This is a genomic window from Peribacillus sp. YIM B13472, from assembly GCF_042788005.1.
GTDB lineage: Bacteria > Bacillota > Bacilli > Bacillales > DSM-1321 > Peribacillus > Peribacillus simplex_E.
Map to the genome: position 1 here is coordinate 98,977 of NZ_JBHZPG010000005.1, position 15,440 is coordinate 114,416.

At 42.6% G+C, this 15,440-nt stretch carries 11 protein-coding genes; 7 read left to right on the forward strand and 4 right to left on the reverse strand.

The window, feature by feature from the left end; all coding sequences use genetic code 11:
• Positions 1-20: 20 nt before the first annotated feature.
• Positions 21-1,541: an FAD-dependent oxidoreductase gene (locus tag ACFX4I_RS05875; protein WP_377419620.1), complete on the reverse strand. Its 1,521-nt coding sequence runs from the start codon at positions 1,539-1,541 to the stop codon at positions 21-23.
• A gap of 1,194 nt (positions 1,542-2,735) precedes the next feature.
• On the opposite strand from ACFX4I_RS05875, the gene ACFX4I_RS05880 reads away from it, so the two are divergent.
• The 3 genes from ACFX4I_RS05880 (at position 2,736) to ACFX4I_RS05890 (ending at position 5,051) form a co-directional block, all read left to right on the forward strand.
• Positions 2,736-3,929, forward strand: a complete 1,194-nt coding sequence (locus tag ACFX4I_RS05880; protein ID WP_230300259.1) for a ParM/StbA family protein — start codon at positions 2,736-2,738, stop codon at positions 3,927-3,929.
• An 8-nt stretch (positions 3,930-3,937) separates the two neighbouring features.
• On the forward strand, positions 3,938-4,477 hold the full coding sequence (locus ACFX4I_RS05885; RefSeq protein ID WP_230300260.1) for a hypothetical protein: 540 nt from the start codon (positions 3,938-3,940) through the stop codon (positions 4,475-4,477).
• A gap of 217 nt (positions 4,478-4,694) precedes the next feature.
• The gene (locus ACFX4I_RS05890; protein WP_377419622.1) at positions 4,695-5,051 is read left to right on the forward strand and encodes a serine O-acetyltransferase; all 357 of its coding nucleotides are present in this window, start codon (positions 4,695-4,697) and stop codon (positions 5,049-5,051) included.
• Between the two features lie 85 nt (positions 5,052-5,136).
• Here the strand turns inward: ACFX4I_RS05890 and ACFX4I_RS05895 are convergent, their stop codons facing one another.
• Positions 5,137-6,429 (reverse strand): NCS2 family permease, encoded by a 1,293-nt coding sequence (locus tag ACFX4I_RS05895; RefSeq protein WP_377419624.1) that lies wholly within the window; start codon positions 6,427-6,429, stop codon positions 5,137-5,139.
• 296 nt (positions 6,430-6,725) lie between these two features.
• Between ACFX4I_RS05895 and ACFX4I_RS05900 the strand changes: the two genes are divergently transcribed.
• The 3 genes from ACFX4I_RS05900 to ACFX4I_RS05910 are packed head-to-tail and all read left to right on the forward strand — an operon-like array spanning position 6,726 to position 10,472.
• Positions 6,726-8,327: a DEAD/DEAH box helicase gene (locus tag ACFX4I_RS05900; RefSeq protein WP_377419626.1), complete on the forward strand. Its 1,602-nt coding sequence runs from the start codon at positions 6,726-6,728 to the stop codon at positions 8,325-8,327.
• A 15-nt stretch (positions 8,328-8,342) separates the two neighbouring features.
• Positions 8,343-9,251, forward strand: a complete 909-nt coding sequence (locus tag ACFX4I_RS05905) for a phosphotransferase (protein ID WP_230300264.1) — start codon at positions 8,343-8,345, stop codon at positions 9,249-9,251.
• 33 nt (positions 9,252-9,284) lie between these two features.
• Positions 9,285-10,472 (forward strand): class I SAM-dependent methyltransferase, encoded by a 1,188-nt coding sequence (locus ACFX4I_RS05910; protein WP_309519594.1) that lies wholly within the window; start codon positions 9,285-9,287, stop codon positions 10,470-10,472.
• Positions 10,473-10,577: 105 nt separating this feature from the next.
• On the opposite strand, the gene ACFX4I_RS05915 is transcribed toward ACFX4I_RS05910, so the two are convergent.
• A complete protein-coding gene (locus tag ACFX4I_RS05915; RefSeq protein ID WP_377419628.1) occupies positions 10,578-12,128 on the reverse strand; it encodes an ABC-F family ATP-binding cassette domain-containing protein in 1,551 nt (516 codons plus the stop codon).
• A 214-nt stretch (positions 12,129-12,342) separates the two neighbouring features.
• Here ACFX4I_RS05915 and ACFX4I_RS05920 point away from each other — a divergent pair, with 214 nt between their 5' ends.
• Positions 12,343-14,535 (forward strand): DNA topoisomerase III, encoded by a 2,193-nt coding sequence (locus ACFX4I_RS05920; protein ID WP_377419630.1) that lies wholly within the window; start codon positions 12,343-12,345, stop codon positions 14,533-14,535.
• Between the two features lie 145 nt (positions 14,536-14,680).
• On the opposite strand, the gene ACFX4I_RS05925 is transcribed toward ACFX4I_RS05920, so the two are convergent.
• Positions 14,681-14,845: a hypothetical protein gene (locus ACFX4I_RS05925; RefSeq protein ID WP_179891000.1), complete on the reverse strand. Its 165-nt coding sequence runs from the start codon at positions 14,843-14,845 to the stop codon at positions 14,681-14,683.
• Positions 14,846-15,440 lie beyond the last annotated feature (595 nt).

Consider the following 15,440-nt stretch of genomic DNA (forward strand, 5'->3'; position numbering starts at 1 on the left):
AGATAAAATCACTGTGACCATCAGCGTATTTTTTTCAATGGTTCGACAGCAGGGCCATTCAACACTTCACCAGCAATGGAGTAGCGGGAGCCATGGCATGGGCAATCCCAAGTACGGTCCCCGCTATTCCAGGCAACTTCACATCCCATGTGCGTACATGTGGAATCGACAATATGAAGCTGGCCATCATGATCACGGTAACACCCAGCCTTGTCTCCATTCACCTTCACGATTGCTCCTTCATCAATTCCTATGTCTTCAGGCGTTTTATGAATGACTGCCAATTTGCCTTTGATTAAATGCTTCGCTACATCAGCATTATCTTGGACTATATTCTTCATGCCTTTTAAACGGGCTGGGTCATACAAGTCTGCATACCGGTTATCCCTTTGCAAAACCCGGTCAGTTAAAATCTTGGCCGCAATCGACCCATTCGTCATTCCCCATTTCGCATAGCCGGTAGCTATCAGAACGTTTGGATTATTGGATGTCACTGATCCGACGAAGGGGATATTATCCGGTGTCACAATATCTTGTGCCGACCAGCGATAGGGAATGTCCTTCACATCGAAATATTGGGAACTGAAGTCCTTCAGTGCTTCATAATGCTCGATCATTGAGACTCCCTGGCCTGTTTTATGACCATCTCCGCTGACTAGTATAAGTTTTTCCCCATTGTCCAATTCCGTATAGCGAAGGGATCGGGTAGGGCTGTCTGCACTGTAATACATCCCACCGGGATATTCCTGTTCAGTCCTGATTCCAAGTACATAGGACCTATCTACATGGACACGGGCGAAGTATAAGCCCTTTTCATCATTAAAAGGGAAGTGGGAGGCAACGATTACCTGATTGCTTTTGATTGTATGTCCATTATCGGTCAGAACGGTAGGGGGATCGCCGTCTTCAATCTTCATTGCCGTTGTCCGTTCATAAACTTTGCCTCCACTTTCGAGAATTGTCGAAATGAGGGCAGTTAAGTACTTTAACGGGTGAAACTGTGCTTGATCTTTCATTATCACAGCAGCTTTAGAAGGGATGGAGAAAGGGATACTCTCTGCATAATCCCCCCGAATGCCGAGTTTTTGATAGGCTTTCAGTTCATTTTGAATTTTGATTTTATATTCATCTGTATTTGCGTAGACATAGGCATCCTGTGCAGTCAAATTACATTCAATGGAATGTTCTTTTACCAAGTCTTTGATTAGCTTCATTCCATCTGCATTGGCTTCATAATAAAGTCTGGCCTTCTCTTCGCCATGGTCAGTGATCAATTGGTCATAAATCAAGCCATGCTGGGCCGTGATTTTTGCTGTAGTGTGTCCTGTCGTTCCAGTTAGAATTTCGCCTGCCTCAATCAGTGTGACTTTAACACCTTGTTTAGCTAGTAGATAAGCAGAAGTGATTCCAGTAATTCCGCCGCCTACTATTAAGACATCGGTGGTTATATCCGTATCTAGTTTAGAAAAAGAAGGGAAAGTTAACGCACTGCGCCAATAGGGTTCCGGAAATCGTGGAAGGTCTGTATTTTTTTCAGTCATTTGATTACCTCCATACAGTTCATTAGTAAATTGTCCATTTATTACCATACCCAAATTCGCTTTTTATACGCTAATTTTTGTAAGAAGAAAGAGTGAAAAAATACATTATTTGGTTTGTTTGCAAAAATGTATACATGTAAACAAAAATAGATGTGATGTACACAAATAAGTATACATGTTTACAAACACGTACACATATCTATATATAAGGTGTATACATATTTGTTCCTATTGTAAACAATCGGAAATTATAGCTACTGTTAATGAAGCATTGACTATCGTGGAAACTTTTTCAGCTTCCAGAATCATGGAGAGGAGGGCCGTTAAATATTTTAAAGGGGTGAAACTGTGCTTGTTTCATGGAAGATTTACAAGGAAAGGAGAAAGGGATTTCTTCTGCATAATCCCCGCGAATGGCTAGTTTCGATAGGCTTTTAGTTCATTTTGGATTTTACTTTTATATTCATCAGTATTCACGTGAATATAGGTATCCATTGCAGTCAAATTACATTCAATGGAATGTTCTTCTGCCAAGTCTTTGATAAGCTCATTCCTTCTACATAGGCTACATAATATAGTTTGGCTTCTCTTCACCATGTTTTTAGTGAACAAACAAATCGTAAATAAGGCCATCCTGTGGCGTGTCCCGTAGTTCCGTTAAGGATTTCGCCAGCCTCTATCCGTGCTGAGTAATCCCTGTAATTCTGCCGCTTACAATTAAGACGTCAGTGGTTATATCTGTATCTAGTTTAGAAATCGAAGGGGAATTTAAGGCACTGCGCCAAAGGGTTCCCGAATTTGGGGAGTTTCTGTATTTCTCTCAGTCATTTGAACACCTCTATACAGTTCATTAGTGGATTGTCCATTAATTATCATAACCAAACTCACTATTTATACGCTTATTTTTGTAGGGGGAAAGATCAATTAAAAATACAATATATGGTTTGTGTACAAAAACGTGTACGTGTAAACAAAAAAAGATGGATCGTACACAATTTCGTATACGAGTGTACAAACACGTACGCATAGCTATATATAAGGTGTATACATATTTGTTCCTAATGTAAACAATTTGAAAACAATTCGACAAATATAGCTATTACTAATGAAGCATTGACTATCGTGGGAACTTTTTCTATCCTTAAAGGGAATGCTTCACTAAATTTTTTTCTATAAAAAAGGGGATGTTTTTAGATGAGTTCTAGAATCGCAGCAGTAGACGTAGGAAATGATGCTATCAAAGCTATTTTTGGAAAGCTAGAGTCTGAACTATATATACCAAATGTCATTGCAAAAGACATAGAGGACCGTCCGGTCATTGGGATTGAGGAACTTAATGAAAAAAACCCATTGGAAGGGATTCATATTAGGGTCCATTCACCGGCTCTGCAAGACAATAATGCGATTTATCGCGTTGGGAACTTGGCAACAAAAAGTGATAATCCAACAGAACTTGATTTAGGAAGCAGTAAATCGGAAGAAGATCAAACATTAGTCATGCTTTTTGCAGCACTTGCATTAGACGCTGCCAAATTGGGGGACAACGATACATTCAAAAAAGTGAACAACGTTGTGGAAGCCAACTATACGCTTGGAACAGGCTTGCCTCTTCGTGAGGTTAAAGAAGGAAAAGACGTCGGGTACCGCTCGAAATTACTAGGATCTGTCCATCAGGTGGAATTTTTAATTACTCCTAAATACCAAGGCATGAAGGTTAATATCAAGTTCGATGAAGTGAAAGTCTATCCAGAGGGCTTCGCTGCATACATAAATTTGGTCATGGATAAAGATTTGAATATCATTAACCGTGAATTAATAGATAAAAGAATACTCATTCAGGATATCGGTGGATTATCGACGGATATCGCGGTTATTAAAAATCGTAAAGTTGACGATGACAAGGCACAAGGATTCAATTTGGGAGTAGCTGAAGCACTTGAATCAATTCGTGAGGAAATCAGGAAGAAACATGGTGTCGAGCTGGATAGCAGGCGCGATGTCGTAGAAATCATCACGAAGAAAAATGATCGCAATCATATTATGGTTCGCGGAAGCCGGACAAGCGTCCATGATATCGTTGACCGTATTTTGGGAGAACTGGCCAAAAAGCAATATCGCCACCTGCGCAACGTATGGCAAAAAAATTCACAAACGGAAATTTGCTATTTTGTAGGCGGGGGATCGATTGTCCTGAAAGATTACTTGAAAACATTGAATCAAAATTTCGATGGCTACAATATAGACTTTTTCGAAGATGAACGGGAAAGCGTTTGGATGATGGCAAACGCCTATTATAAATTGATTTCGGATTTTAATCGCCGGAATGCAAAGGAACAGAATCAGTCCCAGCAAAAGAAGAAAGAACAAAGAACGGGTTCCATTAAATAGGTGAGAGAATGAAAAAAACAGCTTCTTCTGAAATTAAAAGAGGGCAAGCCATCACTTTTCGTATCCCTTCGGATGTATCAGACTATACGTTAAGACAGCTGCAGAAATTGAAGGAAACGGAAAGAAGGAATTTTTCCAGTAAAATTGCCGAGTATGTTCTCGATGGAGTCGGGCAATCCACCCATCAGGATCGGGAAATGATTGCCCTGCCCATGCCGAACAAACTAAGCAAATCTCAGCGTGATTGGCTCAAGCATTCCCACTCAGAAGCTATGCTTGGAACGATTATGTACAACCTTTTATCCGATCCTTTACGTGCAACGGCCTTACTTGCCTCTTTGAGCAGTAATGGATCGAATGAGGAATATATGCAGGTTGAGCTTGAAGAAAAGGTAGTGGAGGAGGTCAAGGGAGACTTACCTAAGAAAGATCTGGATGACTTTGATTGGAATTTGGATGAACCCTCACAACAAGAGGAAGAATCGGAACCGGAAGAAGAAAATCTTGACGATCTCCTGGGTGATTTCCTTGATCAAATGAACCAGTGAATATGTAGGAGGATATCTGGCGACAAGTTGGATATCCTCCTTTTTCTTTTGCGGGGGGTAATGACACAAACCCCTTTGAACTAGACATCAGCCTTTTCCCGTAAACAATCGGGGAAAGGCTTTTTTTTCGTGACGGATGCACATTCCTACTTTGAATAAACACTCATCAACCGGTCATTCACTTTTCAATAGCCACGCAAGAAGGGCTGTTCCTCGCATGGTAGATTTGTTAATCATAAGACTTTTCCTGAATTGCGAATTTCCTGGGCAATGTCAAATCGGCAAGGATTTACGTCTGCTTCATGGAGCTAAAGGCGTTCTTATCAACCCATATTGCAAAATAGGAGATCGTGCTACGATTATGCATCAAGTAAGTTTAGGACAAAATAAAGAAAGTAAAAAGGCACCTGAGGTTTGTGATTATGCGTATATAGGAAATGGCGGCATCCGAATTGGCACGAATTCGAAAGTGGGGGCAAATGCAGTTGTTTTGACATCCGTTCCCGATAATTGCACGGCAGTTGGAGTACCAAGTGTGATTAAAGGTAAAAAGATGGATGGCGTTATAAATTAATTGCACGTAAACAAATAAAGGAGTGTTCAATTAACATGAATTGAACACTCCTTTTTATTATTCCATGATGTCCTTCACGAAATGATCAAGCCAGGAAAATCAGTTGGTAAAGGAATAAAACGGCAAACATGTACACGAACGGATGCACTTCCCGGAATTTCCCCCTTGCCATTTTTAAAATGGGATAGGCGATGAATCCAAGTGCTATCCCGTTTGCGATGCTTGACGTTAACGGCATGGCGACAATGACCAAAAAGGCTGGGAATGACTCATCAAAGTGTGTCCAGTCAATTTCATTAATGCTTTTGATCATCATACTACCCACGATGATCAAGCTTGGTGCCGTGATTGCCGCTACATTTGAAACAGCCCCTATCAGTGGACTGAAGAAGGCAGTTATTAAGAACAGGATGGCCACAACTAACGCGGTTAAGCCTGTCTTGCCGCCTGCTCCTACCCCAGCTGAAGATTCAACCGAGGCAGCGGTCGGGCTTGTACCGAACATGGCGCCAATAGTAGTGCCGATGGAATCTGCAAAGAAGGCACTGCCGGATTTTTCAAGCTTATTATCCTTCAGCAATCCAGCTTGACGGACTATGCCTAATAAAGCACCGGTCGTATCGAAAAGCATTACAAGCAAAATGGAGAAGACGACGCCATAAAGGCCGTAGTTAATGACATCGGCGATAGATGTGATTGGATTGGCGACGATAATCCCTTCAGGTAATGAAGGGGTGGAAACTAGACCGTTAATTTCCAATTGCCCTGTAAAGAAGGCGATTATGGCAGTCACGATCATCCCGATGAATATCGCACCCTGTACATTACGTACGATCAGCACGATCGTAATGACCAGACCAACCAATGTAAGTGCCACACTAGGGTCCCTGAAGCTTCCAAGGGTGACTAGGTTGGATTCATGCTGTGTTACGAAACCTGACAAGCGAAGTCCGATGAAGGTGATGAAAAGTCCGATTCCGGCACTGATTGCATGCTTCAAGTTATTAGGGATGGCCTCGATCAATTTAGAGCGGAAAGAGGTTAGGGATAAAAGGATAAAGATGATACCGGTAACAAAGACTGCAGAGAAGGCAACTGTGTATGAAATATCATGGGTTCCCAATACCGAGTATGCAAAATAAGCATTCAATCCCATTGCCGGTGCTATGATAATTGGGTAATTGGCTAAAAGGGCCATGCATAGGGTACCGACTATTATTGCGATTATGGTTGCCGTGAATGCCTGGTCGAAAGGAACTCCGGCATCAGAAAGGATCATTGGGTTCACAACGATGATATAAGCCAGAGTTAAAAAGGTTGTAAGCCCCGCAAGTACTTCCGTCTTAATATTTGAATTCCGTTCTTTTAATTTAAACATGCGGTCACTCCTTTTATATATACAAAAAATCCTTGCACAAATCTACAAGGATGAGATTCTTACCCTTTATTTTAAAGTAAGTAGCTCGATTAAATAATCTTATAAATTATATTAGAAAAACAACTAAAGTACAATAGGATGAAAAATTTTAAGGTACAGGTTTTCTCGAAAATAGATAATGATATACTAACAATTAGCTTAGACTAAGGAATATGACATTAAGTAAAGGAAGCTGTTACCATTTCAGTGGATTTATCAGTCAATTAAATGAAGAAATTCAGAAAGTAGGCCAATACATGACAGAATTCATCGACCTTGGCGTCAGCCCGGCGATTAACATGATATTAAAGCAAATAGGAATATCCGCCCCTACCCCGATTCAGGAGAAATCGATACCAGATATCCTTGCTGGAAGGGATGTCATCGCGAAGGCTCAAACGGGGACGGGGAAGACTTTGGCATTTTTGCTGCCAATCCTGGAAAAAGTAGATCCCGCCGCATCCCACATACAATCCCTTATCGTCACGCCAACCAGGGAATTGGCTTTGCAAATCACTGCTGAATTGAAGAAATTCGCTAATGAAATTGAAGGACTTCAAGTGCTTGCAGTTTATGGCGGACAGGATGTCGAGCAGCAAATGAAAAAGCTGACAAGAAACATCTCCGTGGTGGTCGCCACTCCAGGCAGGCTATTAGATCATTTACGAAGAGGCACCATCGATCTATCACAAACTGGAACACTCGTGCTGGACGAAGCTGATCAAATGCTACATATTGGATTTTTACCAGAGGTGGAAGAAATCATGGGACAGCTTCCGGGGGAGCGCCAAACGTTGCTCTTTTCCGCGACGATGCCTGAACAGGTGCATCAATTGGCTAAACACTATATGACTAAACCATTAACTGCCGCGGTGAAGGCTGAGCAAGTAACGGTAGAGAAAATCAGGCAGCTTGTCATCGAGACCACCGATCGTGCCAAACAGTCTTCATTAATCAACATGATCAAAGAAGAACAGCCATACCTTGGGATCATATTTTGCCGTACAAAACGTCGCGTTTCTGTTTTGAATGATGCCCTGAAGGCAGCTGGATTCAATTCTGAAGAGCTTCATGGTGACCTTTCACAGGCAAAGCGGGAACGTGTCATGAAAAACTTCAGAGACGCAAAGCTTCAATATTTAGTGGCAACGGACGTTGCTGCACGAGGACTCGATGTAGAAGGCGTGACACATGTGTTTAATTATGATGTTCCCGAGGATGCAGAAAGTTACATCCACCGAATTGGCCGGACGGGCCGAGCAGGTGAGAATGGCTTGGCTGTAACTTTCATAGCAACGAAGGATTTACAGCTTTTAAGCGAGATTGAAAAAGGGATCTCCATGAAAATCGAAAGAAGGACGATTGAAGGAGTGAAAATGTTCCAACCCGATGAAGTGAGGCAAAAAAGGAAACGCTATGAAGACTCTTCTGATGAGGGTACCCGCCGACCGCGTTCGGGAGGGGGAAGGAAACACCGGGAACGGATAGATACGAGAGGACCGAATCGAGGCAGTCACCGTTCTGTAAATCAAGCGGACAATCGTGAAGTCGAGAGGGAGAAACCACGGGGAGGCCGGATGGAAAACAGCCGCGGACCTAAACGTGAGGATTCACGGGGAAGCCGTTCGGAAAACGGGCGTGGACCTAAACGTGAGGATTCACGGGGAGGCCGTTCGGAAAACGGCCGCGGACCAAGGCGAGAGAATCCGCGGGGTGGCCGCTCGGAAGACAGCCGCGGACCAAAGCGTGACAATCCACGAGGAGATCAAAGAGACGGCCGTAGAGCAAACAGTACACAAGGGCCAAGTAATCTTAGAGGGGGATCTGGCAGCAGCCCCAATAGAGGGAGAAACCGGTAAAAGGGGGAGACGGTAGTGGAAAAGCCTTGGTTGGCAGAATATCCGGTTTCGCTGGAGCTAGCGGGGAAATTGATCATGCTGCAGTTTCCGGAAATTGAGTTGAAAGAGGTCAAGCAACTTGGGGAGGGTTTCGATAACACGGTCATACAAATCAATGGGGAATTTGTATTCCGTTTCCCCCGCCGCCCTATTGCGGTTACGTTGATTCAGGTGGAAAGTCAGCTTTTGCCTTCCATTGCAGACACTTTTCCGCTTGCTATCCCGGAACCGATCTTTTTTGGGAAACCAAGTACATTGTATCCGTATCCTTTTACCGGTTATAAAATGGTAAAGGGACACTTGCCTGTAGAAGGAACAAAAGCAAATAAGGCTGAATCGGCAAAAAGGTTTGCCCATTTTTTGAAAGCTCTTCACAGTTTCCCTGTGGAAAGGGCTATGCGTTTAGGTGTGCAGCCTGATGGGATGATGAGGCTTGATGTATCCTATCGTAAGAAATCGCTAATGGAAAATGTCTCGAATCTATTAAAGCTAGGATTCTTTGAACAGGCGCATGCGGTTAGGGATTTTGTTGAAACCTTAGGTGAATTCGATGTTCAGCATCCGCTTTCACTCGTACACGGAGACATCCATATCCGGAATGTTTTACTTGATGAAGAAGGCGTTCTCGCGGGCATCATTGATTGGGGAGATGTTCATGTCGGGAATCCAGCCATTGATTTCTCCTTTTTATACAGTTATTTCCCCAAAGAAGTGCGCAGGGTTTTTTTTGATATTTATGGCGAAATCGAAAAGGAAACAGAGAGTTTAGCTCGGTTCAGAGCAATATATATGCTTGTTACATTACTCGTTTATGGCATAGACCGCCATGATGAAGAGCTGATTGCCATTACGAATACGGGTTTGAAATTTGCTATAGAAGAATAATTGTCATGTTCTTTTGATGTTTAGGAGGTTCATATGAAGGCAAGTTATTATCATTCAATCACATTAATGGCGAACATGTTGGATCAAGCTAATATCCCATATCAATATACAGGTCGATCCGCTCTGTTCGTGCAAGGAGTGGACATCGATGAGTATAAGAAGATCGATATTGAGGTACAATGGGATGTCTTTAATGAGGCTTTAGATCTTTTTTCCGAATACACACCAACAAAGCCTGAAAGAAGTCCTGAGACTGCCTCCTTTCTAATGGATGTCGAGGGGGTTTCTGCCACTGTGCGCTGCCGGTTTAACACGACCATTAAAACGGACCCTTATCGTTTGTCCATTAAGATGGGGGATATGGAGGTGTGGTGCAGGTCGTTATACAGTTATCTATACGACGAAGAAATGGGAAAGTGCAGTTCCGAGATCCATGCTTACTTATCTGCCGAGCAGAAGGGGTTCACAGCGGAAAATGAACAGGCGTGGAACCAGAATAATTATTTAGCGCTGGTCAATCGTTATGGAGATCCCGTGGAATTGGCATCAAAAATCAAGCAAAACCCCAAATGGAGACTGCACCCTTTTTATAAATACATGGGAGAAATATCCGGTAAAAAAATCACTCATTTGATGGGATCGAACGGTGTTAAGGCAGTTGCCCTCGCCATATTGGGAGCTGAAGTGAAAGTTGTTGATTTTTCCCAGGAAAATGCAATGTTTGCAAATGAGCTGGCAAGTGGGGCCAATGTCTCCATCGAGTACATCGTTTCGGATGTCCTTTCACTATCATCCGAGCATGAATCAGGGAATCAGGATTTGGTTTTAATGGAGCTAGGTGTACTTCACTACTTAATAGATCTGCAGCCTTTATTTGAAAAAATTAAAAAGATGCTGAAACCTGGAGGCCGATTCGTCCTGCATGAATTTCACCCGATTTCAACAAAGCTCATTACTTCAAATGGTAAAAAACATAAAATAACAGGCAACTATTTCGCTCCGGCAATCGAAAACAATGAGGTCGCTTTTTCGAAGCATATGCCGGATGAGGAAAAAGGGAGCCTTTCAAGAGTTGTACAGCGTAAATGGACGATCGGGGAACTGATAACGTCAATAGGTCAATCAGGGCTTGTTATAAAAGTGCTCGAGGAGGAACCGAATCATAAAATCCATGATATTGGGCTTCCGAAAACATTTACCTTGGTGGCGGAAAGAGTTTAAGCTGCATATTGAGGAAATGAAAGCTGACTGAAGGAGCCTTTCAGTCAGCTTTTTATTTATTTCATAATAAAGGGGATGCCGCTTCTGCGACATCCCCTAAAAAAATTAATTTTGGGCCGACCATTCCTCTACATCCCATACTTTGGTTACCCAATCTTCATAGAAATCAGGTTCATGGCATACGAGGACAATCGTTCCTTTATACTCTTTCAATGCACGTTTCAGTTCTTCTTTTGCAACTACATCCAAATGGTTGGTCGGTTCATCGAATAACAGCCAATTGCTTTCGGTAAGCATGAGTTTACATAGGCGTACTTTTGCTTGCTCCCCACCGCTTAAATGGCTCATCGGACGTGTAATGTGCTCGTTTTTCAAACCGACACGGGCAAGAATCGCACGTACCTGCGGTTGGTCCAGATGCGGGAATGCATTCCATACTTCATCGATCGGCGTCGTTTCGCCTGCTTTCACTTCCTGTTCAAAATAAGAAGAAAAAAGGAAGTCCCCAAGTGATCTTTTACCGCCTAGAGGATCGATTTTACCCAAAATCGTTTTTAAAAGAGTGGATTTACCAACTCCGTTACAGCCGACCACGGCAATTTTTTCTCCTCGTTCGATGGTCATGGATAGCTTCGGAAGCAATGGGCGGTCATATCCGATTTCCAGATCTTCACCTTCAAAGACATAACGGCTGCTCGCACGTGATTCTTTAAAGTCGAAGGTAGGTTTCATTGCAGTTTCTGGACGATCGATACGTTCCATGCGATTCAATTGCTTTTGACGGCTCTTTGCCCGGCCAGTCGTTGAATAGCGGGCTTTATTTTTTGCAATGAAATCTTCCTGCTTTTTAATGAATTCGCGTTGTTTTTCATATGCGTTAATATGTTGGTTTTTATTCAATTCAGCCAGCTCAAGGAATTTTTCATAAGTTGCCGTGTAACGGGTCAGTTTTGAAAATTCAAGATGGAAAATGACGTCGACGACGCCGTTCATGAACTCAGTGTCATGCGAAATTAATAAGAATGCATTAGGATATTCCTTTAAGTAGCTGCTCAGCCAGCGGATATGCTCTACATCCAAGTAGTTCGTCGGTTCATCAAGGAGCAGTACTTCAGGCTGTTCCAAAAGTAGCTTCGCCAATAAAACCTTTGTCCGTTGTCCGCCGCTTAGGGCAGAGACATCACGGTCCAATCCGATTGCATCCAACCCTAAACCGCGTGCCGCTTCTTCAATTTTAATATCGAGATTGTAAAAACCGCCGGCTTCCAGCTTGTCCTGGATTTCACCCATTTGTTCCAAGAGCTCTTCAAGTTCTTCCGGTGTGGCCGTACCCATTTTTTCTGTAACTTCATTCAGTGCTTTTTCCTGCTCGAATAAAGGTAAGTATGCATCCCTTAAGACGTCGCGAATCGATTTACCTTTAGAAAGTATCGTATGTTGATCAAGATAGCCATATTCGACACCAGGTGTCCATTCCACCCGGCCATCATCATGGATGAGTTGTCCTGTAATGATATTCATCATCGTTGATTTCCCGACACCATTCGCCCCTACCAGGCCTACATGTTCACCAGCCATGAGGCGGAAGGATACATCCTTGAATAATGTGCGGTCGCCAAAGCTGTGTGCTAATTTATCTATAGAAAGTAAGCTCATTTTATATTGAACCTCCCAATTAATTTGAAAAAATCCCTACGTTTCATCATACTAAAATCTGCACGGGATTGCTATCTAATCTATTAATTTACATATATGTGGGTGCGGGGAGTCCTGTTCGATCTGTTTATCAATGCCATGCTGTACATTATCGCCCTGTCATAAATTATATGAGATAATAGAGGAACCAGTTTAAAAGCGAAAGGATGTTATTATGAGTAAAACAGTCGTACTGGCCGAGAAACCTTCGGTTGGAAGAGATATAGCTAAAGTGCTGAATTGCGGGAAAAAGGGTAATGGCTTTTTTGAAGGCGAACAGTATATCGTCACTTGGGCACTAGGTCATTTGGTCACCCATGCAGATCCGGAATCTTATGATGAAAAATATAAAACGTGGCGCCTTGAGGACCTGCCCATGTTGCCGCCTGCTTTGAAGTTGGTCGTCATCAAGCAATCAGGCAAACAATTTCAATCGGTTAAAACACAATTGAACCGCAATGATGTCAAGGATGTCATCATTGCAACGGATGCAGGCCGTGAAGGTGAACTTGTTGCACGCTGGATTCTCGAAAAAGCAAATGTAAAGAAGCCGGTCAAACGGCTTTGGATTTCCTCTGTAACGGATAAAGCGATCAAAGATGGATTTAAAAACCTGAAGGATGGCAAGGAGTATGAAAACCTATTTGCCTCTGCTGTAGCAAGGGCGGAAGCGGACTGGATCGTTGGGATGAACGCGACTCGTGCCCTAACAACCAAGCACAATGCCCAGTTATCCTGCGGAAGGGTCCAAACGCCGACACTTGCGATGATCGCAAAAAAAGAAGAAGAAATAAAACAATTCCAGCCTAGGAAATATTATGGCGTTTCGGCAATAGCAGAACCTAATTTGCGTCTGATATGGCAAGATGCTCAATCAAAGGATATCCGCACATTTGATAAAAACAAGGCAGAACAGGTTCTTGCAGCCGTTAAGGGGAAAAGTGCAGAAGTGGTTGAAGTTAACAAGTCCCATAAGAAAAGTTTTGCCCCTTCTTTATATGATTTAACAGAACTTCAACGGGACGCCAATAAGAAATTCGGCTATTCGGCGAAAGAGACGCTATCGATCATGCAGCGCTTATATGAAAGCCATAAAGTCTTGACTTATCCAAGGACGGATTCACGCTTTTTATCAACGGATTTGGTTGATACGCTAAAAGAAAGATTACAAGCAGTAAGCATTAAACCATATGCCCAGTATGCATCGAGGATCCTGCGCAGCCCGATTAAAGTCAATAAATCGTTCGTGGATGATAGCAAGGTTTCTGATCACCATGCAATCATCCCCACTGAGCAAACACCGCTGCCGGGAAAACTGAGCGACAAGGAATCGAAAATCTATGATTTGGTCGTTAAAAGGTTCCTTGCTGTATTGATGCCGCCTTACGAATATGAACAAACGACCATCACCGCAAAAATGGGGCAGGAGACGTTCATGGCAAAAGGGAAGGTCGTCCTGAAGTCAGGTTGGAAGGAAGTTTATGATCACCAATTCGATGAGGAAGAAGCTAAAGATGGCCTTGCAGAGCAACTGCTTCCGAATGTTCAAAAAGGTGACAGTTTAACCATTTCGACCGTGAAACAAACAGAGGGTGAAACGAAACCGCCGGAACCATTCAATGAAGGGTCGCTTCTTTCGGCAATGGAGAATCCTGCTCGTTTCATGGCAGGGGAAAGCAAAGAGCTCATCAAGACTTTGGGTGAAACTGGCGGGATTGGAACTGTTGCAACGCGTGCTGACGTTATTGAAAAGCTGTTCAATAGCTTCCTGGTCGAGAAGAGGGGAAAGGGCCTTCATGTTACCTCGAAAGGAAAACAACTTCTTCAATTGGCGCCTGAAGACTTGCGATCACCAGCTTTGACAGCTCAATGGGAGCAAAAGTTAACCGCGATTGCAAAAGGAAAGCTGCCAAAACAGGCTTTCATCGGAGATATGCGCACCTATGCCAAAAATATCGTCCATGAAATCAAAAATAGTGACCAAAAATTCAAGCATGATAATGTGTCAGGAACGAAATGTCCTGATTGCGGCAAGCTGATGCTTGAAGTGAATGGTAAAAAGGGAAAAATGCTTGTCTGCCAAGATCGTGAATGTGGCCACAAAAAAAGTGTTTCACGTGTAACAAATGCCAGATGCCCACAATGTCACAAAAAAATGGAAATGCGCGGTCAAGGAGAAGCACAGACATTCACCTGTAAATGCGGTTTTCACGAAAAACTTTCTTCTTACAATAAACGAAGAGGGCAAAATAAAAATCAAAAAGTATCCAAAAATGAAGTCTCCAATTATATGAAAAGGCAAAATAAAGAAGAGCCGATCAATACTGCATTGGCGGATGCCTTGGCAAAACTGAAATTCGATAAATAAAAGAAAAGAGTCCTTCACCTTTAGCTCCATGGTGAAAGGGCTCTTTTCTATGGGGTTATTTGAAACGGCGAAATTCCTATAAAAGAAAAAGACGGCAGAAAGGGATGGAGCGAGTGCTCCATCCCTTTCCATATATCTGCTTCTGTTAAATTTCATTCAGTACGGTGCCATGTAATTCATATTCAAGTGTTTTGTCAGTGTGTGTGTGTTTATCCGAATCTACTCGTGTGAGTGTACTGAATGGCTTCTGATCACCCGGACTGAAAATTGCTTCATCATTCTCTGGATTCCATAGGCTGTAAATACTCATGATCGTATCCTCCTCCTTTGGATGAGAAGACTAGTAATTCCCATAATCGATTATCATCTAACGCTTCAATTGACTCTAACGCTGATCACCGGGACTAAACACCGCTGCGTCATTCTCTTTGTTCCATTGGCTTCTGATTGTACTCATCATGCACATCATCTCCTTTGGTGAGAATGTCTTACAGTATTTTTATACCCGGATGGGACAGGTTAAAACATATATTTTAAAAAAAAGCATGATTTTATCCAGAAATCCATGTAAAACAAACTTCCTTTTACTATCAAACAGTTTGAATTGTATTGTTCGTTTTTTTTGCGGGGGTGTTCTTAAATTTGACAGTTTAACAAACTTGGTCAGTTGGAGCATACCCACGTTTTCGTTGCCCCCTGGTGGACTGACTTATAAAGTAACATTCTACTTCAAAGAATGTAAAAGTGAGTGGGCTTCGTACCCAGGCAACGTACATTATCTGTAAGGGGGGCCTGGTTGATAAGTTGGAAAAAAATCCGTACTCGTGAAAATTAAAGAACCATTTTTACTATATTGACAAATCATTATTGTAAAGTGATATAATTTTAAATTGTATGCATGACGA

What these genes read in the sequence shown, in the direction of transcription:
- ACFX4I_RS05875 (WP_377419620.1), bottom strand. Translation starts at nt 1,541, where the DNA reads ATGACTGAAAAAAATACAGACCTTCCACGATTTCCGGAACCCTATTGG.
- ACFX4I_RS05880 (WP_230300259.1), top strand. Translation starts at nt 2,736, where the DNA reads ATGAGTTCTAGAATCGCAGCAGTAGACGTAGGAAATGATGCTATCAAA.
- ACFX4I_RS05885 (WP_230300260.1), top strand. Translation starts at nt 3,938, where the DNA reads ATGAAAAAAACAGCTTCTTCTGAAATTAAAAGAGGGCAAGCCATCACT.
- ACFX4I_RS05890 (WP_377419622.1), top strand. Translation starts at nt 4,695, where the DNA reads ATGGTAGATTTGTTAATCATAAGACTTTTCCTGAATTGCGAATTTCCT.
- ACFX4I_RS05895 (WP_377419624.1), bottom strand. Translation starts at nt 6,429, where the DNA reads ATGTTTAAATTAAAAGAACGGAATTCAAATATTAAGACGGAAGTACTT.
- ACFX4I_RS05900 (WP_377419626.1), top strand. Translation starts at nt 6,726, where the DNA reads ATGACAGAATTCATCGACCTTGGCGTCAGCCCGGCGATTAACATGATA.
- ACFX4I_RS05910 (WP_309519594.1), top strand. Translation starts at nt 9,285, where the DNA reads ATGAAGGCAAGTTATTATCATTCAATCACATTAATGGCGAACATGTTG.
- ACFX4I_RS05915 (WP_377419628.1), bottom strand. Translation starts at nt 12,128, where the DNA reads ATGAGCTTACTTTCTATAGATAAATTAGCACACAGCTTTGGCGACCGC.
- ACFX4I_RS05920 (WP_377419630.1), top strand. Translation starts at nt 12,343, where the DNA reads ATGAGTAAAACAGTCGTACTGGCCGAGAAACCTTCGGTTGGAAGAGAT.
- ACFX4I_RS05925 (WP_179891000.1), bottom strand. Translation starts at nt 14,845, where the DNA reads ATGAGTATTTACAGCCTATGGAATCCAGAGAATGATGAAGCAATTTTC.